At 42.3% G+C, this 24,852-nt stretch carries 24 protein-coding genes; all 24 read right to left on the reverse strand.

Features of this window, described 5'->3' with window-relative positions:
• Nucleotides 1-50 precede the first annotated feature (50 nt).
• A complete protein-coding gene (locus tag QUE46_RS12000) occupies nt 51-2,264 on the reverse strand; it encodes a chemotaxis protein CheA (RefSeq protein WP_286244944.1) in 2,214 nt (737 codons plus the stop codon).
• Between the two features lie 15 nt (nt 2,265-2,279).
• On the reverse strand, nt 2,280-3,047 hold the full coding sequence (locus QUE46_RS12005; RefSeq protein ID WP_286244945.1) for a protein phosphatase CheZ: 768 nt from the start codon (nt 3,045-3,047) through the stop codon (nt 2,280-2,282).
• 15 nt (nt 3,048-3,062) lie between these two features.
• Complete coding sequence (gene cheY, locus QUE46_RS12010) at nt 3,063-3,446, reverse strand: chemotaxis response regulator CheY (protein ID WP_004588308.1); 384 nt, start codon at nt 3,444-3,446, stop codon at nt 3,063-3,065.
• Between the two features lie 41 nt (nt 3,447-3,487).
• Entirely contained in the window at nt 3,488-4,198 is a 711-nt protein-coding gene (locus tag QUE46_RS12015; protein ID WP_024032309.1) for an RNA polymerase sigma factor FliA, read from the reverse strand.
• A 26-nt stretch (nt 4,199-4,224) separates the two neighbouring features.
• Nucleotides 4,225-5,085, reverse strand: a complete 861-nt coding sequence (locus QUE46_RS12020; protein ID WP_054983003.1) for a MinD/ParA family protein — start codon at nt 5,083-5,085, stop codon at nt 4,225-4,227.
• On the reverse strand, nt 5,078-6,553 hold the full coding sequence (flhF, locus tag QUE46_RS12025; protein ID WP_286244946.1) for a flagellar biosynthesis protein FlhF: 1,476 nt from the start codon (nt 6,551-6,553) through the stop codon (nt 5,078-5,080). The genes QUE46_RS12020 and flhF overlap by 8 nt, the downstream gene beginning before the upstream one ends.
• Before the next feature lie 22 nt (nt 6,554-6,575).
• Nucleotides 6,576-8,687, reverse strand: coding sequence for a flagellar biosynthesis protein FlhA (gene flhA, locus QUE46_RS12030; RefSeq protein ID WP_286244947.1), 2,112 nt, complete (start codon nt 8,685-8,687; stop codon nt 6,576-6,578).
• Nucleotides 8,688-8,884: 197 nt separating this feature from the next.
• Nucleotides 8,885-10,018 carry a flagellar biosynthesis protein FlhB gene (gene flhB / locus QUE46_RS12035; protein WP_286244948.1) on the reverse strand — a complete coding sequence of 378 codons (1,134 nt, stop codon included), beginning with the start codon at nt 10,016-10,018 and terminating at the stop codon, nt 8,885-8,887.
• Between the two features lie 8 nt (nt 10,019-10,026).
• Complete coding sequence (gene fliR / locus QUE46_RS12040; RefSeq protein WP_286244949.1) at nt 10,027-10,806, reverse strand: flagellar biosynthetic protein FliR; 780 nt, start codon at nt 10,804-10,806, stop codon at nt 10,027-10,029.
• Nucleotides 10,807-10,808: 2 nt separating this feature from the next.
• A complete protein-coding gene (fliQ, locus tag QUE46_RS12045) occupies nt 10,809-11,078 on the reverse strand; it encodes a flagellar biosynthesis protein FliQ (protein ID WP_055015929.1) in 270 nt (89 codons plus the stop codon).
• Nucleotides 11,079-11,120: 42 nt separating this feature from the next.
• Nucleotides 11,121-11,864 (reverse strand): flagellar type III secretion system pore protein FliP, encoded by a 744-nt coding sequence (fliP, locus tag QUE46_RS12050; RefSeq protein WP_286244950.1) that lies wholly within the window; start codon nt 11,862-11,864, stop codon nt 11,121-11,123.
• A gap of 4 nt (nt 11,865-11,868) precedes the next feature.
• Nucleotides 11,869-12,252: a flagellar biosynthetic protein FliO gene (gene fliO, locus QUE46_RS12055; protein WP_286244951.1), complete on the reverse strand. Its 384-nt coding sequence runs from the start codon at nt 12,250-12,252 to the stop codon at nt 11,869-11,871.
• Nucleotides 12,249-12,647 (reverse strand): flagellar motor switch protein FliN, encoded by a 399-nt coding sequence (gene fliN, locus QUE46_RS12060; RefSeq protein WP_089348288.1) that lies wholly within the window; start codon nt 12,645-12,647, stop codon nt 12,249-12,251. The genes fliO and fliN overlap by 4 nt, the downstream gene beginning before the upstream one ends.
• Nucleotides 12,648-12,667: 20 nt before the next feature.
• Complete coding sequence (fliM, locus tag QUE46_RS12065) at nt 12,668-13,759, reverse strand: flagellar motor switch protein FliM (protein WP_055015925.1); 1,092 nt, start codon at nt 13,757-13,759, stop codon at nt 12,668-12,670.
• A 9-nt stretch (nt 13,760-13,768) separates the two neighbouring features.
• Nucleotides 13,769-14,302, reverse strand: a complete 534-nt coding sequence (gene fliL, locus QUE46_RS12070; RefSeq protein WP_055015924.1) for a flagellar basal body-associated protein FliL — start codon at nt 14,300-14,302, stop codon at nt 13,769-13,771.
• A gap of 57 nt (nt 14,303-14,359) precedes the next feature.
• Nucleotides 14,360-16,330 carry a flagellar hook-length control protein FliK gene (locus QUE46_RS12075; protein ID WP_286244952.1) on the reverse strand — a complete coding sequence of 657 codons (1,971 nt, stop codon included), beginning with the start codon at nt 16,328-16,330 and terminating at the stop codon, nt 14,360-14,362.
• Between the two features lie 89 nt (nt 16,331-16,419).
• Nucleotides 16,420-16,866: a flagellar export protein FliJ gene (gene fliJ / locus QUE46_RS12080; protein WP_286244953.1), complete on the reverse strand. Its 447-nt coding sequence runs from the start codon at nt 16,864-16,866 to the stop codon at nt 16,420-16,422.
• Nucleotides 16,866-18,200, reverse strand: coding sequence for a flagellar protein export ATPase FliI (gene fliI, locus QUE46_RS12085; RefSeq protein ID WP_096041360.1), 1,335 nt, complete (start codon nt 18,198-18,200; stop codon nt 16,866-16,868). Before fliI ends, fliJ begins: the two co-directional genes overlap by 1 nt.
• A gap of 18 nt (nt 18,201-18,218) precedes the next feature.
• Nucleotides 18,219-19,028: a flagellar assembly protein FliH gene (gene fliH / locus QUE46_RS12090; protein WP_286244954.1), complete on the reverse strand. Its 810-nt coding sequence runs from the start codon at nt 19,026-19,028 to the stop codon at nt 18,219-18,221.
• A gap of 3 nt (nt 19,029-19,031) precedes the next feature.
• Nucleotides 19,032-20,072, reverse strand: coding sequence for a flagellar motor switch protein FliG (gene fliG / locus QUE46_RS12095; protein WP_004588291.1), 1,041 nt, complete (start codon nt 20,070-20,072; stop codon nt 19,032-19,034).
• Nucleotides 20,065-21,780: a flagellar basal-body MS-ring/collar protein FliF gene (gene fliF, locus QUE46_RS12100; protein ID WP_286244955.1), complete on the reverse strand. Its 1,716-nt coding sequence runs from the start codon at nt 21,778-21,780 to the stop codon at nt 20,065-20,067. The genes fliG and fliF overlap by 8 nt, the downstream gene beginning before the upstream one ends.
• Nucleotides 21,781-21,800: 20 nt before the next feature.
• A complete protein-coding gene (fliE, locus tag QUE46_RS12105) occupies nt 21,801-22,133 on the reverse strand; it encodes a flagellar hook-basal body complex protein FliE (protein WP_004588289.1) in 333 nt (110 codons plus the stop codon).
• Nucleotides 22,134-22,305: 172 nt separating this feature from the next.
• On the reverse strand, nt 22,306-23,730 hold the full coding sequence (locus QUE46_RS12110) for a sigma-54 dependent transcriptional regulator (RefSeq protein WP_286244956.1): 1,425 nt from the start codon (nt 23,728-23,730) through the stop codon (nt 22,306-22,308).
• The gene (locus tag QUE46_RS12115; RefSeq protein ID WP_286244957.1) at nt 23,727-24,839 is read right to left on the reverse strand and encodes a PAS domain-containing sensor histidine kinase; all 1,113 of its coding nucleotides are present in this window, start codon (nt 24,837-24,839) and stop codon (nt 23,727-23,729) included. Before QUE46_RS12115 ends, QUE46_RS12110 begins: the two co-directional genes overlap by 4 nt.
• Nucleotides 24,840-24,852: the final 13 nt, after the last annotated feature.

Consider the following 24,852-nt stretch of genomic DNA (forward strand, 5'->3'; position numbering starts at 1 on the left):
GCGCTCTCTTATTAAATTTATGTATAGGCATACACAGGTATGCCTATATTTTATCCTGCGTAATGCTTAAGCATATTAGGTACATCCAAAATCAGCGCAATACCACCGTCAGATGTAATTGTTGCACCGGCCATTCCAGGCGTACCTTGTAATAACGCATCAAGAGGCTTAATAACAACTTCTTCTTGGCCAATTAATGAATCAACCACAAAGCCAACTTGCTGAGTACCTATTTGCACAATTACCACATGACCTTGCGCTTTACGCTGAGAACAATCAGCACCTTTGACTAACCAATGCTCTAAGTAAAATAGTGGTATCGCTTTTTTACGAACAATAATTGTAAGCTGACCATCTACCACATTAGTTTTAGTTAAATCTAAATGGAATATTTCACTCACGCCGGCTAGTGGTAACGCAAATGTTTGCTCACCAACAATAACCATCAGCGTTGGTAAAATGGCCAGCGTTAATGGTACTTTTATTTCTAAAATAGTCCCTACGCCCAACTCAGACTGGATATTAACAGAGCCATTAAGCTGGGTTATTTTAGTTTTTACTACATCCATACCTACGCCACGGCCAGAAATGTCAGATATTTCTTCTTTGGTCGAAAAGCCAGGTGCGAATATTAAGTTATACGCTTCAGTGTCTGATAAGCGACTTGCCTGATCGTGATCAATAACGCCTTTACTAATCGCTATTTTTTTCAGTTTCTCAGCATCCATACCTGCACCATCGTCTTTAATGGTTAACAAAATATGGTCGCCTTCTTGCGAGGCCGATAAAGTCACATTACCTGTTCTGGGTTTACCCGCAGCTTCACGCGCTGCGGGCATTTCAATACCGTGGTCAACTGAATTTCGTACTAAATGCACTAACGGATCGGCCAGTGCCTCAACTAAGTTTTTGTCTAAATCGGTTTCTTCACCTACAAGCTGTAAGTTAATTTCTTTATTTAAACTACGTGCTAAATCACGTACTACGCGAGGAAAACGCCCAAATACTTTTTTGATAGGCTGCATTCGCGTTTGCATTACTGCGCCTTGAATATCTGCAGTGACCACATCGAGATTTGATATCGCCTTACCCATTGCTTCACTATCTGTATTGGTCGCTAAACTGACTAACCTATTTCGCACTAATACCAGCTCGCCAACCATATTCATTATTTGATCTAGACGTTTTGTATCAACCCGTACCGTGGTTTCAGCAGGCGGAGGCGTGGCTTTTTTAGGTGCCGCGCTGCTCGCTGGCTTTTCAACCACTTTAGGAGTAGGGGCAGCCGCTTTTGCCACAGGTGCTTGCTTAGCAGCAGGTGCTGGCGTAGGTTTTGCTGGTGTTTGTGCTACAGGAGGAGCAGCCTTAGGAGGCTGTGGTGCAGGTGCCTCAGCTTCTTTTGATTCTGGTGCACCGCCTTTGCCATGCAGTTCATCAAGCAGGGCTTCAAATTCATCATCGCTGATTTCATCATCACCGCTATCATTTGTAACGGCCGCAGGTGCTGTGTGTTTAATTTCGGGCTCATTGCTTGAGGTATCTGTCGCAACAGGGCCAAAACTACCCACACCATGTAATTCATCTAATAAGCTGTCAAATTCATCATCGGTAATATCTGAACTTGAATCAGGCTCTGCACTTGCACTTGGTTGCGATACTGGGCTTTGGCCTTTACCATGTAGCTCATCTAATAAGCTTTCAAATTCATCTTCTGTAATTTCATCAATTTGCGTGGTATCTGCTGATGGGCTTGAACCTGCTACATCAAATAATTCATCAAATGCAAATGGGTCTTCTTCATCAGTTGCGCTAACAGGTGCCGCAGCTTCTTGCTGAACAACCTCAGGGGCTGTTTCAGTAAGCTCATCATCCGTAGGTGGCTGGCCAAGTTTGTGAAGGGTTTCTAATAACTGAGGATCTGCTGGGTCTGGTTGTTCGCGGTTTTGAATAGTAGCAAACATTTCATTAATGGTATCTAGTGCTTGTAAAATCACATCCATCAGTTCTGAATTAACAGTTCTAACCCCTTGACGTAAGAGATCAAATACGTTTTCAGCACCATGACAGGCATCAACAAGCTCAGTCATAGCTAAAAAGCCTGCCCCCCCTTTTACGGTATGAAAGCCCCTAAAAATAGCGTTTAATAACTCAGTATCTTCTGGATTATTTTCTAGCTCAACTAACTGTTCAGATAAAAGCTCTAGGATTTCTCCGGCCTCTACAAGAAAGTCTTGTAAAATATCTTCATCGACTTCAAAGCTCATGCAGTTACTCTCCTCTTAGAAGCCCAAACTTGATAATAGGTCATCGACTTCGTCTTGGTCAGATACAACGTCATTTCGCGACTCTTTATCAATAATAGGGCCTTCAGGACCTGCTAATGTTTGTGCGGCAACCAATTCTTCTGATTCTTGTTGTTCTTTACTTTCAACATTGCTGTCATCTTGAGCAGCAAATGCTGTTAAAAGGTGGATTAAACTTTCTTCAACTTCTCTGACTAACTCAATTACTCGGCGGATAACCTGGCCGGTCAAATCTTGAAAATCTTGCGCCATGAGTACATTGGTCATTAAAGTTTGCAACTCATCGGTTTTATGATGAGAGCTATTCATAAACTTGTCGATGCTGTGGCATAAAGTTTTAAATTCGCCAAGCTCTATTTCACGGTTCATAAGCCTATCCCAAGTAGGCTTAATCTGTGCAATTTCATCTGCTAGCTGCTGTGCAATAGGGAGGCTTGCTTCTACCGCATCCATTGTCTTATTAGCAGCATTTTCTGTCATTTCCATGACATAGTTTAAGCGCTTTTTCGCATCAGGAATTGCATCGGTGGTTAAATCGGTTAAGCGCGTATCAAGTTCAAAGCTTTTGAGAGCTTCGTGTAATTGGCGCGTTAACTTACCTACTTCAGCAAAAAGCTGCGATTGCTCTTGAGAGGCAGTATCTAAAATTAATTGATCAGCTTTATCTTGCTCACCATTTTCTAAATAAACGACGAGCTGACGAGCTTGTTCTAAAGTAATTTGAGGCGCAGCTGGTGCTGACATAAGCCTCTCCTCTCATTAACCTAAGCGTTCAAACACTTTTTCTAATTTAGTTTTCAAAGTACCTGCAGTAAATGGCTTAACAATGTAACCATTAACACCTGCTTGCGCTGCCGCTATTATTTGTTCTTTTTTAGCTTCTGCCGTCACCATTAAAACCGGAATATGTTTTAATTTTTCGTCAGCTCTAATGGCTCTTAGCAAGTCAATACCCTGCATACCTGGCATGTTCCAATCGGTTACAACAAAGTCAAAAACCTGATTTTGCAACATAGGTAATGCTGTAGAACCATCGTCAGCTTCTTGAACATTCGTGAACCCTAGGTCACGCAACAGATTTTTTATAATACGTCTCATTGTAGAGAAATCATCAACAACAAGAATTTTCATGTTTTTATCCAAAACATCCTCCGGTGAGGTCTTAACCTATAATTTACTTACTACTAGTTTATCCAGTCATTGATTTTTGCTTTGAGCTTAATCATCGCCTGACCATGTATCTGACTTACACGCGATTCACTTACATCGAGTATATGCCCAATTTCTTTTAAATTCATTTCATCGTTGTAATACAAAGAAAGCACCATTGCATCTCGCTCTGGTAAAGACTTTATTGCCTCTAACAATGAATTATTAAACCGTTCATTTTTAACATTATTAAATGGTTTGTCTAGCGCTAAATCTTGGCCTGCAGGGCTAATAACATCTTCATCTACCCCAAGGTCTTCAATGCCTAGTACTTTACTGGAATTAACATCATTTAAAATATGATGGTATTCTTCTAGCGAAATATCAAGTTTTTCAGCTACTTCAGTATCTTTTGGTTCTCTATTTAAACTATTTTCTAATTCTGTAATGGTTTCTGCGACTAATCGGCTTTTACGGTGTACCGAACGGGGTGCCCAATCTCCTCTACGCATTTCATCAAGCATAGCGCCGCGAATACGAATACCAGCAAACGTTTCAAAGCTTGCCCCTTTACTAGCATCAAAGTTTTTTGAGGCCTCAATAAGGCCAATCATTCCTGATTGGATTAAGTCATCAAGCTGAACGCTAGGAGGAAGACGAGCTATTAAGTGACACGCCACTTTTTTGACAAGCGACGCGTGCTTTTCAACAATCACATTTAAATTTTGTGTTGATTGATATCCCATAGCTCTTTTCACCGATGTTGTCATAATCAGCCGTTTACTAGCTTCTCAATGAAAAACTCTAAATGTCCTGAAGGTTGATTAGGTATAGGCCATTTTACTGCTTTTGTCGCTAATGTTTTAAACGCGACTGCTGCTGGTGAATTAGGGAAAAGATCGACAATGACTTTTTGTTTACGCGTAGATTTACGCATATTTTCATCATATGGAATAGTCGCAACAAGCTCCATAGACACATCTAAAAAACGGTCTGTTACTTTAGACAGCTTTGCAAAAAGCTCTTGGCCCTCGCGCATACTGCGCACCATGTTTGCAACAATTTTAAATTTATAAACGCCGTGTTCGCGGCTAAGTACTTTAATAAGCGCGTAGGCATCAGTAATTGAGGTCGGCTCGTCACACACCACCACCATGACATCTTGCGCTGCACGAGAAAAACTCAGCACCATGTCAGAAATACCAGCGGCGGTATCCACAATTAAAATATCAAATTCGGTATTAAGCTCACTAAAGGCACGAATTAATCCAGCATGCTCAGAAGGTGTTAGTTCCACCATGCTTTGCGAGCCTGATGTAGCAGGCACGATTTTAATACCGCCTGGGCCTTCAACTAAAATCTCGTCAAGTTCGCACTCGCCTGAAAGGACATGAGACAAGTTTTTTTCAACACGTAGTCCTAGCATTACATCACAATTAGCTAGGCCTAAATCGGCATCTAATACTAATACACGGTTACCCTGCTGCCCTAAAGCAATAGCAGTATTTAAAGAGACATTGGTTTTACCCACTCCGCCTTTACCGCCGGTGACAGCGATAACTTTTACGCCGTTGTTATTGTTTTGACTCATTTTGCGCAGGCCGCTTGCTTGATCTAATACTGTGTTAATCATACATCCCTACTGTGCTTGGCGCCACTGCTTGGTGCCTTGAATGTTGTGCTTTTGCTCTTTTTAAATACAATTGCTCAGCTTTTTTTACTAGTTTTTCAGCATTTGCAACGCGAATATCTTCTGGTACACGCTGACCATTAGTAAGATACCCTATTGGAAGACGATTTTGAATCGCTATACTAATAATCTCACCTAAACTTAATGATTCATCTAACTTAGTGAAAATACAACCGCTTAGCTGAACCTTTTTAAAATGTCTTACGGTTTCTTGCAAAACATTTATTTGTGCTGTGGCACTTAATACTAAATAACTACGTATATCTACTCGTTGGTTGCGCATTAACGTATTTAATTGCTCGGTAAGGCGAAGATCACGCTGGCTCATACCCGCTGTATCAATTAATACTAGACGCTTATTGCGTAAATGATATAAAACTTGAGCTAATTCATTGGCATCTTTTACTTGTTTAACACCACAACCAATAATACGGCCATATGTAGCAAGCTGCTCGTAAGCACCTATTCTGTAAGTATCAGTCGTTATTAGGGCGACTTTATCGGCGCCATATTTTTGTGCCCCTAATGCTGCAAGTTTAGCAACTGTGGTTGTTTTACCTACACCAGTAGGCCCTACAAGCGCGTACACACCACCTTGGCGAAGAATTTCATTATTGGTGGTCTGCATTTGATCTTCAACCATTTGTAATAATGCTTTCCAACCTTGCTGGCGCGATACGTCATCAGGGATAAAACACGCCATTTGCTCTGCAACGTCTTTATCTATCCCCATGCCAACTAACCGATCAATCATGCATGCACGTGTTGGGTCACGACGGGCCATATCTTGCTGCATTAAACCCGATACTTGGTGCTCTAGTAACTGGCGAATTGCGTTCATTTCATCCCGCATTGCGCTCATTTCAACACTTTCTTTATTTTGTGCTTGGGGACGCGGAGCAATAGGTGCATCTAACTCGTCAAAATCGCGGTCTAAGTCATCGAAGCCTAAGCTATCTGCTTGGGTTTGCATGCGTTTTGGTGCTTCATCTTCGCGGGCAAACATATTAGTCGTACGTGGCTGTGCTGGCTCTTGATAATGCTCAGACGTATCAATACCTGATTGCGAAAACATAGAAGCAAGCTCAGGAGAGCGAGGGCGTGGCGACTGGCGCTCTAGTAAAGCTTGTAAGCTGTCGGCAACAGCCGCTTGTGGCTCAGGTTGTGCACGCTTTGGCTCTGGCTTTATAAAGTTATGAGTGTTTTGCTGCACAGCTCTTTGCGGAGCTGGCGCTGCCTGTGGTTGCGCTGCGGCTTTAGGGGCTGCTTTGTCGTAATCGACTGCGGCAACTATTTCTACACCATTAGCGAGTTTTTTGTTCGACATAATAACGGCATCCACACCTAACTCATCTTTAACTTCTCTCAGTGCGGTGCGCATATCTTTGGCAAAAAAACGTTTAATCTTCATGGTTCAACCCCTGTTAAAATCTTTATTGTTGGCCTACTGAGCTGACAATCTTGATCTGTCTTTCATCTGGTACCTCTTGGTAAGACATCACCCTTAAACCCGGTATGGTGTACTTAACAAAACGAGATAACACAGTGCGTAACATTCCTGACGTTAGCAATATTGAAGGTTCGCCAGCCATTTCTTGATTTTGATGCGCTTCGTTTAATGATGTTTGAAGTCGCTCAGCAAGACTTGGTTCTATTCCGGCACCTTCGTCGCCTGCATTTTGTAATGACTGATGCAACATCTGTTCCAACTCAGGCGCCAAGGTTATGACAGGAATTTCTGATGACATTCCCACAGCGTCTTGAACAATTAATCGACGCAGGGAGATACGCACTGCAGCTGTTAATACATCCGCATCTTGGCTCCGTGGACCGTACTCTACAAGGGTTTGAACAATAGAGCGCATATCGCGAATAGCTACGCCTTCGTTTAATAAATTTTGCAGCACTTTTACAACAGTAGTCAGTGGTAATACTTCTGGTACTAACCCTTCAACTAAACGTGGGTGGCTTTTAGCTAGCATATCAAGTAGGTTTTGAACCTCCTCATGGCCTAGCAATAATGCAGCACTGTTCGTTAGTAATTGGCTAATGTGAGTGGCTACTACAGTGGCTGAGTCAACTACGGTATAGCCGAGTGATTGTGCTTCATCTTTTTGATCAGGCTTTATCCATACTGCATCCAAACCAAACGCTGGGTCTTTGGTTTCAACCCCTTTAATAGGACCAAACACTTGCCCTGGGTTGATGGCCAGTTCATCGCCATGTTTAAGCTCGCCTTCGCCACTTGAAACACCCATCATGGTAATACGATACGCATTTGGGTCTAATTCTAAGTTATCGCGTATATGCACAGGTGGCACCAAAAAGCCAAGTTCCTGCGATAGCTTTTTACGCACCCCTTTAATACGATTAAGCAGCTCACCACCTTGAGATTGATCAACCAGAGGGATCAACCTGTAACCTACTTCTAAACCTATTACATCTATTTGTTGTACATCGTCCCAACCTAACTCTTTTTGTTCTTGCTTGTTTGCAACACCAGTTCCCGGAGTTGCACCGCTTTGCGCTTCTTGCTCTGCTAAAGCGGCGGCTTTTAGCTTTTGCTGTTGCGTAAAGTAAGCTAAGTAGCCAAGTAATGCCCCTAAACTTAAAAAAGCAATGTGAGGCATACCCGGGACTAAACCCATAATGATCAAAATACCTGAGGCAATAAATAATGATTTTTCGTTACCTAATTGGGTTTTAAATTGCTCACCCATGTTGTGCGATTCGTTTTGGCGGGTAACAACAATAGCAGTACCAATAGAAAGCAGTAAAGAAGGAAGCTGCGCAACAAGGCCGTCACCTATGGTAAGTAAAGTATAAACTTCCATGGCACGGCTAAAACTTAAATCATGTTGGATCATGCCTACAAATAAGCCACCAACAATATTAATAATTAATATCACGATACCAGCAATAGCATCGCCTTTTACAAACTTACTCGCCCCATCCATAGAGCCATAAAAGTCAGCTTCTCGGGTTACTTCGCTACGGCGTTCACGTGCTTGCTCTGCACTAATAAAGCCCGCGTTTAAGTCGGCATCTATCGCCATTTGTTTACCCGGCATAGCGTCTAATGTGAAACGTGCCGATACTTCTGAAATACGCCCAGCACCTTTGGTAATTACAACAAAGTTTATGATGATCAGGATCAAAAACACCACTAAACCTACCGCATAGTTTCCGCCAATAACGACTGAACCAAATGCTTCAATTACTTTACCTGCTGCATCGCCCCCGTTGTGACCCTCAAGGAGCACCACTCGCGTACTGGCAACATTGAGAGCTAAACGCATAATCGTAGCGATTAACAATACTGCGGGAAACATGCCAAATTCGAGCGGTTTCATGGTGTAAACAGTCACCAGTAAAACAACTAAGGCAAGGGCAATATTAAATGAAAATAATATATCTAGAAGAAATGGCGGCAACGGTAAGATAACCATACCCAGCGCTGCAAGCACTAATAATGGTGTGCCTACGCCTTTGGCATACTCTTTTTTATCTTTGTTAAGTTGTTGTAATACCGCTTTAAAATCCATAACTCTACAATTCAATAAATTGACACTAGCTTGAAATTGCAATAACTATTCCAAGTGTAGCCTCAGTAATAGATTCATTGAGCATTGATGTAAAATTTAAAGCAGATTAAAGCAAAACGAGGAGTTTTAAGGAACAAATTTGCTGTAGCGTGTAGGGTTTTAAGCAAGGCGAACTTGTAAAGTGTGGTTAGCCTAACCTAATCGTATTTAAAATCATCCGGAATAGGTAGTTTAGATTTTAGAGGTATTGGGCGTTTACCTCTGCCCTTTTTGAACCGTTTGAGCTGAAACACATAAGCTAAAACTTGTGCTACCGCAGTAAATAATTGATCAGGTATTTGCTGGCCTACTTCAGCGGTATGGTAAAGCGCCCTTGTAAGCATTGGGGATTCTACAATCGGTACTTCGTTGCCTTTGGCTATTTTACGAATCTGCATAGCCATTTCATCTATCCCTTTGGCAAGTACAATAGGCGCACCTGCACGCTCAGTATCGTATTTTAGCGCTACAGAGTAGTGAGTAGGGTTGGTTACAATTACGTCGGCATCGGGGACATCTTGCATCATTCTTCGCTGCGACATTTGCCTTTGCGTTTGCCTAATACGTGCTTTAATTTGCGGATCACCTTCTGAGTTTTTGTACTCATCTTTGATCTCCTGCATGGTCATTTTAAGTTGTTTGTTGTGGTTATAACTTTGATAAGGGGCATCTATTGCGGCAATAATCACTAAAGTGCACGATAAGCCTAAAAACATCCATGAGAGTATTTCAAGGGCATGAATTATATTACTCGGTGCACTTTCAATACTTAAATGTAAAATTTCATCAAAAAAAGTTTGAATCAAAAACACCGCAAAAATAGCCACCAGCGCAAACTTTAATATGGATTTTACCAGCTCTATCGCGGCTTGAGGGCCAAACATGCGTTTAAAGCCTTTCATTGGCGACATTTTACTAGGCTTAGGTGCTGCAGCTTCCCAACTAAAATTAAAGCCACCGAGTAAAGTATTACCAATAAATGCCGCAATAACAATAATTAAAACAAACATTGCCATAGGAAACAGCAGCGCACTGGCCACCTCACTCCACACCGCAAACATTTTAGTGGTGTCGTAAGCTTCAGTGCGATTTAAAGACAGCATCCTACCCATAATGTTGTACAAACCTTTGCCTATTTCTGGGCCATACAACAATAACGAAATGGCAGAAAAAATAAGTACAAACATAGTACCTAGCTCTTTTGAGCGCGCTATTTGCCCTTTCTTTTTAGCATCTTCGAGCTTTTTGGAGGTGGGTTCTTCTGTTTTTTCTTGTCCTGAATCTTCAGCCATCGCCCCTCCTACACCGTACAGCCAACAAGGCTACACATGAGCTCAATCATTTTTAACCACTGGAATTCAAACTGGGTGACAAAATTTCCCAAGGTGGCCCAAATAATCATTAAACCGGCAACTAATGTAAACGGAAAACCTATTGAGAAAATATTTAACTGTGGTGCTGCACGAGTCATAATACCAAATGAAATATTAATGATGAGCATGGCAGTAAGGGGAGCTAAAGCCAATACCAGTGCCGTAGTAAACATCCAGCTGCCCCACGTTACTATGTCCCAGTAATGGTCAACCGCCCACCAATCGCCGTTTATTGGCAGTACTTCAAAGCTGTGAACAACCATTTGAATCATCATTAAATGTCCATTAAAAACAAAAAATAACAAGGTTGCTAAAATTAAATAAAACTGGCCAACTGCAGGCACACTTGCACCATTTGAGGGGTCAATCACAGAGGCAAAGCCCAAACCGGTTTGCATTGCTAGTATTTGCCCAGCAAGCACAAAGGTATTTAGCATAAGCGTTGAGGCAAATCCTATCGCAACACCTATCAACATTTGCTGAATAACCACCAACACCATTTCAAAAGAAAATAAATTAGTAAATGTTGCGGGAGGCAGCACGGGCACGACTAAAAACGTGACCACTACCGCTAACCCCATTTTAATACGTGTAGGCACATTTTGTGCGCCTAAGCCCGCCATAATCATGATCATAGAGCTAATGCGAACAAGCGGTAGTAAAAAATCACTTAACCATTGAATAACAACAGCAAAAGGGAATTCCACAGTTAGCCTGCAATTTCTGGAATGAGTAACACTAAGCGGTTGAAAAAGTCCATTAGCTCTTGAGTAAGCCAATGCCCACCAACAATAAGTGCCCCTATGGTAATTAATAAACGCGGTAAAAAGCTTAAGGTTTGTTCATTAATGGAGGTAGCCGCCTGAAACACCGCCACCACTAAACCTACTAGCAAACCAGGTACCACAATAGCAGACACCAGCTTAATTACTAAAAACAGTGCATCACTAAGAATATCAACAAAAATTTCCGGTTCCATGTTGTACTCCTAATGTTTAAAAGTGCGAATGCTAAACATGGTTTAAGTCCCTAAGCCAAAACTTTTAGCGAGCGTTCCCATTACTAAGCTCCAGCCATCGACCAGTACAAATAGCATTATTTTAAATGGTAAGGACACTATCATGGGCGAGAGCATCATCATACCCATGGCCATTAATACTGAGGCCACCACTAAATCCACAATTAAAAAAGGTATAAAAAACATAAAACCAATAATAAACGCAGTTTGCAGTTCACTGGTCACAAATGCCGGGATGAGTACTATTAGCGGCGTCGCTTCTGGTGAATCAAGCTGCTCATAGCCTGCTATTTTGGCAAATGTTTCTAAATCTTTTAATCGTACCTGCGAGAGCATAAAGGCTTTCATAGGCTCTTTTGCAAGCTCTAATGCTTGTACCGAAGTAACTTGCTCATTTAAGTAAGGCTCTATCGCACGCTCATTAACTTGCTGATAAATAGGCGCCATAATAAAAATACTTAAAAATAGCGACATACCCAATAAAACTTGGTTTGAAGGTGTTGATTGTAAACCAATAGCTTGGCGCAAAATGGCCAATACAACAATAATACGCGTAAATGAAGTCATCATAATGATGGCGGCAGGAATAAAGCTCAATGCCGTCATAATTGCCAGTACTTGCAAGGTTACTGAGTAATCTTGCGTACCGTCGGCATTAGTTGTAATGGTTAGTGCGTCTATGCCCTCTGCACTGCTGGCGGTAGGCACAAATAACACAGCTAAAATAATCAGCAGCCACTTTATCATAGGGTTAATTCTTTTTATTTTGATTCGTTTGCGGGTTTAGTAGTTTGCTAAATCGTTTAGCAAGTTCTGGCAATTCTTTTTCACTTAACGGCGTTTCAAGTTTATGTAAGTAGTTAATGCTGTGCGGGGTTACCCCTAATAAATGCTGAGCATTGTCTATTTCTACCACCATTAACCGCTCGCGCGAGCCAAGCGGTAAACTTCGTACTACTTTAAATTCTTCGCTATTGGCTAAATTTGGATTAAGCTTTCTTACAAAAAATGCCAGCACCACAATTAGCACTAGCACCATAACCAACGACAGCACCATAGACAAAATGTCAGCCGTTGGCGTGAGTGTATCTGCCTTTGTAAATACTGAGTTTGTTAAAGCAACAAGAGAACTCATCGTAATTTTTTGATCCGCTCTACCTGGCTTATAACGTCCGTTAAACGAATACCAAATTTATCATTTACTACAACCACTTCGCCATGAGCAATGAGCGTACCATTTACAAGTACATCTAATGGTTCACCTGCTACGCGGTCTAGCTCAACAACAGAGCCTTGGTTTAGCTGTAATAAATTACGGATATTTATTTTAGAACGCCCTACTTCCATAGAAATCGTCACAGGAATATCTAAAATTGTATCGAGTTTACGCTTTTCGTCACCGCTAAGCTCATGCTTAGCATCACTTAATTCATCAAGCTCAGCAACTTGCGCCTCTGCGCCTTCATCACCGCCTTCGGCTTCTGCTAGGGCTGCTGCCCATTCGTCCATTGTATCTTGATCATCGCTCATACTTTTAACCTTTTAATCAATTACCAGTCTAAGTCTACACCGTCAGAAAGGTGTAAATCATCTTCTAGTTCTGCTAATTCTGCATCTGAATCAATTTTCTTGCCGCCTTTGGTAAATACATGCAGCTCAGATTTAACTGAATCAGGGCGTTTAATTTTTTCACTAATTTGTAGCGCAACGTTATCGCGAGAGCGACCCATTTTAGCTCTAAATGTAGGTAACTCCTCAACAAATACCGTAATATGCTCTGGCATTTCTACCGGAATAATATCGCCCGCTTTAAGTTCCATTATCTGCTTGAGCGACAAGTCAACCTCAAGAAGCTGTGTTGATAAATCAACTTCAACATCCATAATTTCATCGCGCAACGCTTTGCTCCAACGCAAGTCGGTATCTTCTGTATCCGATTGCACACCCGCATCTAGCAGCTCTCTAATTGGCTCAAGCATTGAATACGGCAGAGCAATGTGAAAATCGCCACCACCACCATCTAATTCAATGTGAAAAGAGCTAATAACCACAACCTCAGTAGGGCTAACAATATTAGCCATTGCTGGGTTTACTTCTGAATCGAGGTATTCAAACGATACGTCCATAACCGGTGCCCATGCTTCTTTGTAATCTTCAAAGATAATTTTTAGTAGCATTTGCACAATTCGACGTTCGGTAGGTGTAAATTCGCGACCTTCAATTTTGGCATGGTAACGCCCGTCACCACCAAAAAAGTTATCTACCAAAATAAACACTAAACGTGCTTCCATGGTAATTAGGCCGGTGCCTTTTAGTGGTCTAAAACGCACCATATTTAAACTTGTAGGTACAAATAAGGTATGAATATATTCACCAAATTTAATCATTTGTACGCCATTAATCGACACCTCTGCGGTGCGGCGCATCATGTTAAATAAGCTTATTCGCATATGACGAGCAAACCGCTCGTTAACAATTTCCAGGGTCGGCATGCGACCACGCACGATCCGATCTTGCGAAGAAAAGTCGTACTGTAATGTACTGCCTTCGCTATCTTCACCTTCGTGTATATCTTCCTCTTCGACTTCATCAACGCCGTGTAAGAGTGCATCAATTTCGTCTTGGGATAATAAATCGCTCACACTAGCCCCTTATTGCATCACAAAGCCGGTAAACAATACCCGCTCAATTACTTTAGTGCCTTCAACATCATTTAACGCAGCTTGCACTTTTTCAAGCGCAGTAAAGCGTAATGTCTCTTTGCCCGCACTTGTGCTGAGCTCATCAGCTGTAGTGGTTGAAAACACGCTTAATAAGGTGCCTTCAATTAAAGGAATGTGCTTTTTAGCAGTTTCTTCATTTACGTCGCCACGCACAAGTAATTGCACTTTAATTTGTACAATTCTATCTCTGCTCGACCCTGGTACATTAAAAACAAAGGGTCTTGGCATAGCAACATACAAAGCACTGCCCATTTCAGCTGAAGATCCTGAAGGAGCGGCCGAGTCGCTCTGCGCTGCGGTTGTTGTTTCTTCATCTAATGTTTCAACGGGTGCATCATCCCCCGCCATGAAAAAATAGCCTGCACCACCGCCAACAACAAGCAGCACTGCCACTATAATTATGATCAGCTTTTTTTTGCTTTTACCGGTTTCTTCTATTTCTAAACTTGTTTCTTCGGCCATTGTGATTCCTATTTTAGCAAAGGTACTTGCTTGTTTTAGTTATTATAATAGCAGTACTTAGGCATAGTAATCTATTGATGATGAAGTTTGTTGTCGAGAACTTTGTGGGTTAGCGCCATCTTGCTCATCATTTTGATCCTGCTGTGTATTTTTATTAGCCATTTGACCTTGCGAGTGTCCCTCGCCTTCATCGCTTTGCTCATTACCCGATTGCCCGTAAGAAATAGAGCTTTCGCCTAAATCAATGCCTTGTTCGGCTAGCATTTCACGCAAGCGTGGCATCGACTGCTCAAGCGCTTCTTTAGCTTGCTGATTTTGTACCACGAAATTTATTTGTGCTTGCTCAGCATCACTTCTGATACGAATTTGCATACTGCCCATTTCTGGCGGATCTAAGCGAATTTCTGCTTCTTTATTGCTAATACTAAGCATAGAAGAAACTCGCTCTTGAAGCATTTTGGCTGCATCACTTTTAACAATGTTAATAGCCTGCATCATACTTGCGTCTATATTTATTTGCTTAACCTGCGCGGAGCTGGTTTGTAATTGCTGCGACTGTATTGCTTGGCTTTCTAAAATAGACTGCTCATAACGCGCGTTGTCGTACTGAGTATTTATTTGTACCTGCGTGTTATTAATACCATCTGTTATCAACGAAAATACCTGAGCTACACGGGATAAACCAGTATTTGTTTTAGGCTCTTTGGGTAAGCTTTCCTGCTCGGCCTCTAAGGCATTTAACTCTTCTTTATTTACACCGTATTGCTCAATACTAGAGGGTGCTTGAGCATTAATCATGGCTTTATTTTGCGGTGTATTTGCATTCATTGCAGCATTACTGGCTTGCTGCGTATTTAAAGCCGCATTTGCAGAGCTCGACACACTTTGCGCTTTGCTCTCACTAAGCTGCGTATCAAGCATAGTTTGTAAGTTGTTTATTGTTTCATTTACTTTTTTGAGCGTATCACCTGTCGGTTGCTCGTCACTCACATAGCTTTTCAATTGGCTAAGTAGCGCCTGTTTTTCATCGCTATTTAAGTTTTTTAACTGAGATTGAACTAGCTCACCGCGCGTGCTTGTCTCTTTTTCGTTTTGTACTACAAACTCTGTAAGTAATTGTTTAACGGCGCTTGCACGATCATCACCTTCACTTGGCGTGGTTTCAGTAAATGAGCTTTTAACTAGCTCGTTTAATTGTGCGCTTTGCGCTTCGCTTAATGAGTTAAGTACTTTAGATGTCGTTGGCAGCTGTGTCTGTGTAGATGAACGAGTCAGTTCTTTGGCTAATTGCTCTATGTCTGAATCGCTTATAGGCAGTACACCTTCAGCATTTAACGCAGTGCTTAACGCTTTTGTATTCTCAGCACTTTTACCTTCAGTATTTATAGGAACTGCGCTGCTATTAGTTTTATTGATTTGTGTTTGCACCGCTTCTGCTATTGGGTTTTTAGCAGCACTACTTGCTAGGCTCTCATTTTTTAAAGAAGAGGCTAAATTTTCTCCAGCGCTTTGTTTAGCTGCTTTAGCTTCTAGCTCGGCGTTTGTAAACGCGCTTTTTTTGCCGTTGCTATTATTATCAGCTAAAAGAGTATCATCGACTTTAGTCGTTATGGCATCAGCATCATCAGTTTCACCTAATTGCGAAGCTAAAAAGCTCACACTTTTATCACTCTTTTTTGCACTTAAATCGCTAAAGTCACTATCGCTACTGCCGTGTTTTTTCACACTTACGTCAATCACTTGCGAGGAGTTTATTTGTGCTAAAACGCTGTCACCAGATAATAACGTATCTTGCGTGTCATCACTTGATGAACCATTGACTAGCTGCTTATCATCAGTTGGCAATAAAGAACCAGCTTGGCTAGGAGCCTCAGAATTGGCAGGCAATGCGAAAGGTTTGTCTGCATCTTGTAGTTGGCTTAAAAAAGCATCGCCAGATTCGTTACCTGCAGGTAAGTTATTGTCTTTAAATGCTAAAAAAGAGTCTTTTTCAGCTGTTGCCAACATTGAAATATCGTTTATTGCCATAATTCACCTACACAGCACTGCGGCAAGTTGCCACCGCACTTTGCCAAAATTAATTACCACCTACCAACAAAGCAATAAACGCGCCAAAGTTATAAACTTTTACGGCGCTGAAAAAATTGATTAGCAGAAAACTCGTCCAGCATTTTTTGTTCACTCTTTGCCATTAACGACGCCGCTTTTAGGTTTTGTTTTTCAATTAATTTTGCTACGGCTTTTGCTTTTACCTGCTGCTTTAACCACAAAGCTTTACGCTGTGTTACAACTTGTTTAGCGGTATTTACCGTACTGGCTTGTTGGCGAATCGCTTCTTCAATTTTTGCTATAAAGGCATGGTACTGGCCAAAGCCCGCGCTTGATAAACCGGACTTTCCTTTCACATGTAATTGCTGAGAGTATTCTAATCTAAAGTTATTTAACCCTTGCAGCTTTTGTTGGTTAGCTTGTAAATTTTGATTGGCTTGTAAGTAGCTCATGCGCAGATTTTCTTCTTTGTCGTTTTCGAGCTTAAGCAGTAAATCGAGCTTATTTTTTGCCATTATGCTTGTCCTAGTAATTGGGCTAGGCCGTGTAAACCATCATCGTAACTTATTACATCGCGCATACCTTGTTGTAAAAACGCATTAACACGCGGCATCATATTAATAGCTTGATCAAGCATTTGGTCAGCCCCTTTTTGATATGCACCTAGGGTGATCATATCTTTATTTTGCTGATACATTGAATACACTTGTTTTAATACTCGAGCTTGTTGCATATGAGGCTCAGACACCACTTGCGGCATAACACGAGAAATTGATTTTTCGATGTCTATTGCGGGGTAGTGACCGCTATCGGCTAAATCTCGCGAGAGTACAATATGCCCATCTAAAATTGCACGTGCTGCATCGGCTATTGGGTCTTGCATATCATCGCCCTCACTAAGCACTGTAAAAAACGCAGTAATAGACCCTTGCCCTTCACCACCATTACCCGCTCGTTCCACCAGCGCCGGTAATTTGGCAAATACAGAAGGCGGATAGCCTTTTGTCGCAGGCGGTTCGCCAACCGCTAGCGCGATTTCGCGTTGCGCCATGGCGTAACGGGTTACTGAATCAAGCAATAACAATACGTTTAAACCTTGATCACGAAAGTACTCTGCAATGGTCACCGCGCTTTCACAGCCTTTTAAGCGCATAAGGGGCGATGCATCAGCAGGAGCGGCTACAACAACTGAGCGTTTGCGCCCTTCTACACCGAGTATCTCTTCAATAAATTCTTTTACCTCTCGGCCACGCTCACCCACTAGGCCAACCACAATAACATCGGCTTCACTGCCGCGGGTCATCATCCCTAAGAGGACCGATTTACCAACACCAGAGCCTGCAAACAAACCCATACGCTGGCCTTGCCCTACAGTAATAACTGAGTTTATAGCCCGTACACCTACATCCATAGGTTGACTAATGGGTCTTCTAGCGAGGGGATTTATGGGGTTTTGTGCAAACTTTAAATAGTGTTCGGCGTTAATTTTCCCCAGGCCGTCAAGCGGTCGGCCTAAACCATCCACTACACGGCCGAGTAGGCTCATACCAACAGGCAAACCGGTATCATTTACTTGTGGAATAACACGCGCACCAGGTAACACACCAGAAATATGATCATTAGGCATCAAATATAGTGTTTGCTCACTAAAGCCCACCACTTCGGCATCTACAAAGCCTGACATAGTTTCTATTTTGCATTGACTGCCTACAGGCGCACGCAGCCCTTTCGCCTCAAGGGTTAAACCGACGACTCGGGTTAAAATACCCGCTACAGCAGGTTTAAACGCTGCGATATGGTGTTGGTATTGATTTAAGCGTTCGCTTAGAGGTGCACGTTGAGCTGCCATAACACGCCACAAAAAAGATTAGATACCGCTATTATGCAAAAAGCTATCCAACGTTTCTTTGACACGAGTTTTTAGGGTCATATCTAAAGAGGATTGTGGCGTTTTAACTTCGCAACCGCCTCGTTCAAGGGTTGGCTCTGCAATGAGCTGCCAATTATTATCTGTAATAGTTTGCTCACCATAGCTTTGCTTTACCAGTTCTAGGTCATCTGGGTTTAAATGCACGCGAACTTTTCCTTGTTCAGTATTGAGTGCATCTATGCTTTTTTTAAGCGTATGTAAAATAACTTCGGGCGATGTTTTAATTTCCTGATAGGTTATAGCCTCAGCCAACATAACAGCTAATTGCACTAAGTGCTTTTCTGCCAGTTCGTCCACTTTATCAAGCGGAGCACTAAGGTTGTCGATTATGCTACGTAAGCTGGTTAACTGCTCTTCTATTAGCGGTTTTACGTCTTCTTGGCCTTGTGTTTTACCAAGCTCTACGCCTTCTTTGTAACCTGCTTCTTTGCCCTCGCCAACCCCTTTTTCAAAGCCATCTATGTAGCCTTGTTCGTGTCCTTGCTTTAAGCCTTCTTCATAAGCATCTTGCCTAATGCGCTCAAGCTCAGCCATAGTTAGAGAAGGCAGCTCAGGTTCTTGCGGCTGCTCGTCCTCTATGGCCTCTTCTTCAACTTCTTTTTTATATAAATCAGAAAGCGGTGTGCCAAAAGCCGTTGAACGGTTGCCAAAACTACGTTCATCAGGAGCAACATCCGGTATTGGCCAATTTTTTAAAAGCTCATCTGCTTCATCTGCATGCAAAGGGCGACCTTTTAATTTAGACATAGCTTACAGGAACTCCTCGCCGCCACCGCCGCCTAATTGAATCTCACCCGAGTCTGATAGACGCCTTGCTGTTGAAAGTACTTCTTTTTGGGCTGCTTCTACTTCACTTATTCTAACCGGTGCCATAGCTTCTAAGTCATCAGCAAGCATTTCGGCTGCACGTTTAGACATATTACCCAAAATTTTATCTTTAAGCGCTTCATCAGTCCCTTTAATGGCTTTCATTAGTACGTCTTGCTGTACTTCACGCAGTATGGCTTGAATACCGCGATCATCCACATCCATAAGGTTTTCAAATACAAACATAAGATCTTGAATTTGCTGAGACATTTCTTCATCGTGTTCACGAATAGAGTCCATCAACTGGCCTTCTACATTAGTATCTAGGTAGTTCATGATATCTGCCGCGGCTTTTAAGCCACCCATTTTAGCGGCTTGTGCACCTGCTTGGCCGGCAAATTGTTTTTCCATAATTTCGTTAAGTTCTTGCAAGGCTGCTGGTTGCACTTCTTCAAGGTTAGCAATACGCATGGTTAAATCTAGGCGCACTTTTTCAGGAAACTGCGCGAGGATTTCTGCCGATTGCTCCGGTTCTAGATACGATAAAACAATAGTTTGAATTTGCGGGTGCTCATTACGAATAATATTAGCCACTTGCTTTGAGTCCATCCATTTAAGTGAATCTAAGCCTTTAGCGCCCGAACCCATTACAATTTGGTCTATTAAGCTTGCGGCTTTATCTTCACCTAATGCGGCGGTAAGCGCCTTTTTAATAAAGTCTTCTGACTGGAAGCCAATTGTACTAAAGCTTTGTATTTGCTCTATAAACAAGTTATGAACTGCACTTATTTTTGATTGTGACAAATCATCTAGCGCAGCCATTGCCATACCCACTTTTTGCACTTGCTTTGGCTCTAAGTGTTTAAGTATTTGCGCTGCGTCTTCTTCTGATAAGCTCAATAAAAGAATCGCGGCTTTATCTACGCCATCTAACTTGTCAACATCAAACGCTGGCGGGAGTTGTTTTTGTTCTTGATCAGTCATCTTCTGTTAACCACGCTTTCACTACTTGTGATGAGAGTTCCGGTTCGTTCGCTACAAGTGCTCTTACCGCTTTGAGCAAATCTTCGTCGCCATGTAAGTCTGGCAGCTGCAGTGTACCATCACTTGAGAAGCCAACAGCAGCAGAATCAAAATCTTTATTTAGCATATCTAGCGTGCTATCGCCAATATCAACACCAGAGCTTAATGCATCTTCATCGTATTCTTCAAGCGTGTCATCTGGGTAGATTAAGCGCTTAAGCATAGGCTTAACAACTGCCATGATTAATACAATAATAACTAAAGCACCAAGCACAAGACGGATGATTTTCATAAACCAGTCTTGCTCCCACAGCGGCACTTCTAAGTCTAAATCAACCGCTTCACGCACAAATGGCACGGTTACTACTTCTAGTGCATCGCCACGTTGCATATCAAAGCCAACACCACCTTGTAATAAACGACGTATATTTGACAAAGCTTCTACTGAGCGTGGTGCCATGGTTGTTTCGCCGTTTTCACCTACTTTCGGGACGTAATCAACAGCTACCGAGACACTAATTCTGCGAATAACCCCTGTTTGTTGGCGCTTATGCGAAATAGTGGTGTCTAGTTCAAAGTTACGCGTGGCTTCTTTATGCACTCGGCTTGGATTGGTTGCCGTGCCTGCATTACCTTGCCCTGCCACCTCTGGAATAGTTGAATTCACAGGTGGTTGATTAGTGAGTGCCCCAGGAATACCTACCGCTAAGCCACCTATGTTGTTTTCTTCAAATGTAGTTTCGCTTCTTACCGCAGGTAAGTCTGGGTTGTAACGCTTTTGTGTTTCTTCTACTGAGCTAAAGTCCATATTTAAATCAACTTGCGCTGTGTAGTTACCTAAGCCGACTACAGGAATAAGAATACTGTCTATTTTTTCTAGATACTCTTGCTCACGCTTTCTCTCAATGTCGTATTCTTTACGCGAGCGCGCAGCTAATGAGTCTTGTGAACCTGAATTAAGTAGACGGCCATTTTGATCTGTTACCGTCACACGTGCAGGCTCTAGTCCTTGCACAGCAGAGGCAATCATATCAACTACTGAATCAATTTCTTCGCCATCAAGCGTACGCCCACGTTTAAGAGTCAATACCACTGTGGCTGATGGCTTTTTCTCTCTACGGGCAAATACGTTTTCTTTGGGTATAGCGAGTAAAACTTTAGCGCGCGTTACGTTGTTTAGCTCTTCTATGGTGCGGGCAAGTTGTTGCTCGCGGCCATGCTTTAAGCGCTCTCGCTCTAATCGTTGGCTCACACCAAAGCCCATATCTTGCATTATGATATCGGTGCCTGAGGCCGGGCCTTGCTCTAAGCCTTCACGAGCCATCAGCAATTTAATATTTTGGTACTCGCTTTCATCAACCGAAATTACGTTGCCGTCTAGCTCGTAGTCAATTTTTTGTGCATCTAAAAAATCAAGGGTTTGGATCAGCTCTTCTGTTGGCATTTTACCAAGTGGACGCATATCGGGTTGGCGCGCCCAAATAATCACAAATATGGCAATAGCTAAACAAATAGCCAGCGCAATAATTAGGGTGACTTGGCGAAGCACATCAACACCATTTAAGGCGCTTAAGTAGCCCGACTTTTGTTCTTGTTGCTCGTTGTCTTCGCTTTGGTCAATACCGCCGCCAGCAAGAGCAAGATCTGTTGATTGATTAGATTGCGCCACAATAATTCTCCACTACCTACTTAAACAGGCATGTTCATAATTTCTTGGTATGACTCAACAAGTTTATTTCTTACTTGTACTGTAGCCTCAAATGCCACTGACGATTTTTGTGAGGCAATCATTGCCTCAGCAAGCGATACACTTCTGTCACCCATTTCAACAGCCACTACTTTTTGTTTGGCATCTTGTTGTAAGCCATTAACCGTATTTAATGCATCGCTTAGTAAGTCACCAAATTGAGCAGATGACGTTGGCTGAGCTTGAGTTGGTAGCTTATTAATTTGATTTGTATGGCCTGCTTCTAAAGCCATTGATTGCATTTCTTGAAATAGCGCGCTGTTTTGAATTTTCATAATTTTCTCTGGCAAATGCAGTTAACGTTCATAAAAGGATTAAAGCACAAAGCGTGCCATAAAAATAAACCTTTAATTACAAATAGTTAACTTCAATTTTATAGAGTCAGAGATTTGACAACCCTAAACTAAGCGAGGTTAGTTTAGGGTTATTTATAGAGGAGGAGTAAATTTATGCGGGTAGTGAAATACCTAAATCGCGCATTTGCGCTAGTTTATAACGTAAAGTACGCGGGCTGATCCCAAGTGTTTGTGCAACATCTTTACGTTTACCTTGGCAGCGCGCGAGGGTTTCTAAAATTATTTTATGCTCTTTATCTTTTAACTCATCTTTATAGCTGCCAGTATCAACACTTGGCAGTGAGCTACTCGTCTCTAGAGGCGTTATTTTGTCATCATAATATGCGCCACTGGGGGTAGGTGCTCGTTCCGGCACTATCTCCTGTGTAGGCATACTGTTAACTGGCATTTGCATCAAGTTTTCAATAAAAATGGCTTGCTCGCCAATTACATTGCCCGTTCGCAAAATAAGCGCACGTTGAATTACATTATCAAGCTCGCGTACGTTACCAGGCCATGCGTGGCTTAGTAACTTTTGTTCTGCAGCACTATCGAGCGTTGCTAGTGGCTCTTTATTTTTAACCAAATGGCGCTCTATTAAATGTTTTGCCAATACTATTATATCGCCTGGGCGCTCACAGAGCGGTCGCCACATTAGTGGAAACACATTTAAACGATAATATAAGTCTTCTCTAAATTGGTTGTCTGCAACGGCTTCTTTTAAATCGCGGTTACTGGTTGCGAGTACTCTTACGTCGAGTGAAATTGTTTTTCGGGCACCTAAACGCTCAACTTCACGCTCTTGCAATACCCGTAATAGCTTAGCTTGAAGCCCTAAGTCCATTTCGGTTATTTCATCAAGTAATATAGTGCCGCCCTGGGCTTGCTCAAATTTACCTGGGCATGCTTGTATTGCACCGGTAAAGGCGCCTTTTTCATAGCCAAATAAAGTGGCCTCAAGCATATTTTCGGGAATAGCCGCACAATTTATTGCCACAAAAGGCGCATCGCATCGGTTTGACTTATCGTGAATATATCGCGCTAATACCTCTTTACCTGAGCCGCTAGGGCCAAGTACCATAACGCTTGCATCTGAGCGCGCTACTTTACTTGCAAGCTCTAATAGTTGAATGCTACTAGGATCGGCTACGATTGGGCCATCAGTGTCTTTAGGTTTTTCGGGTAAATAGCGACTAACCATATTTAACAACACTTCAGGGGCAAAGGGTTTAGCCATATAGTCAATGGCGCCTAAGCGCATAGCCTCTACTGCATCATCAATCGTTGCGTAGGCTGTCATCATTAATACAGGCAGCTCTGGGTAGTTAAGTTTAATGCTTCTGAGTAAATCTAGGCCGCTCATTGTGCCCATTTGCACATCGCTGACCACTAATGAAAACTCAGACTTTTTTAACTGGATCATGGCTTGCTCAGCACTATCAGCTGCAACGCAGGCAATACCCGACATTTCTAACGTGTCTATGAGTGCTTCTCTTAAGCCTGCATCATCTTCAACTACTAATATAGTATTGCTCATGCTGTTTTCTCCTGCGTTGAGGCCGTGCATATTGGCAGCAATAAACTAAAACATGCACCACCATTGGCATTATTAACCACTTCAACACGTCCTTGATGCGCATTTGCCACAGAACTTACAACAGCAAGCCCAAGCCCTGTACCTTGGCTTTTTGTGGTATAAAACGGTTCAAAAATTTTCTCTATTTGGCTCAGCTCTACCCCAGGGCCATTATCGCAAACGCTAATACGTACGGTGTCAGCTTCGCTGCTATCGCGCTGCGCTTTTAATGTCACCTGTGCTTGGCTGCCAATAATTTGAATACTATTGTGAATAAGGTTTTGAATAGCGCTGGCCAGCGCGGTTTTATTACCGGTGATTTCTATATCTGGCTCTGGTAGCTCAACGGCAAGTTCACTGTTATTTAAGGCCACCATTGCATCAGCACCTAGTTTTACTTCGTTTAAAAGCTGCTGCATAGACACTTGCTCAACCACTTGCTGCTCACCACTTTTAGCAAAAAGCAGCATATCGTTAACTTGGGTTTCTAAATCTTTTAAACGCGACATAAGCTTGGTTTGAAAGTTATCACGCGATGACTCAGGCAGCTTTTTTGAGCCTAAATTTGCAGCATATAACATAGCGGCCGAAAGTGGCGTACGCACTTGGTGTGCAAGCGATGCCACCATTTTACCAAGCGCACTTAAGCGCTGCATGTGGGCAACGCGCTTTTGTAAACGGCGCGTTTCGGTTAAATCTGTCATTAATATTAACTGCCCTGGCTCTGGCGCCAGTGCTGTAATATCAAGTTTTATAAGACGACCATCTTTGAGCGACACTTCATGTCCATCATCTTGGTGAGGGCGAAAAGAGCGTTGAATAATGTTAAACCACTTCTCCCCTTCTAGCGGTTCGCCTAGCATATCAATTGCGATTTGATTGGCTTTTGCAATAAGCCCTTTGCCATCAAGCACAACAACACCCGCTGGCATGGTATCAACTAAGTGCGACAGCCAACTTGCTTGCTGTCTTAAATCACTTAATTCGCCAATGTACTCTTCTTGAAGTAAACATGGGTTATACTGTTTTGCAGTAATAAACTGTGGTTTAAGTACACTTGCAAGGGCCATAATCAAATCTCTT

It is taken from the genome of Pseudoalteromonas sp. MM1, from assembly GCF_030296835.1.
In the GTDB taxonomy this organism is placed as follows: domain Bacteria; phylum Pseudomonadota; class Gammaproteobacteria; order Enterobacterales; family Alteromonadaceae; genus Pseudoalteromonas.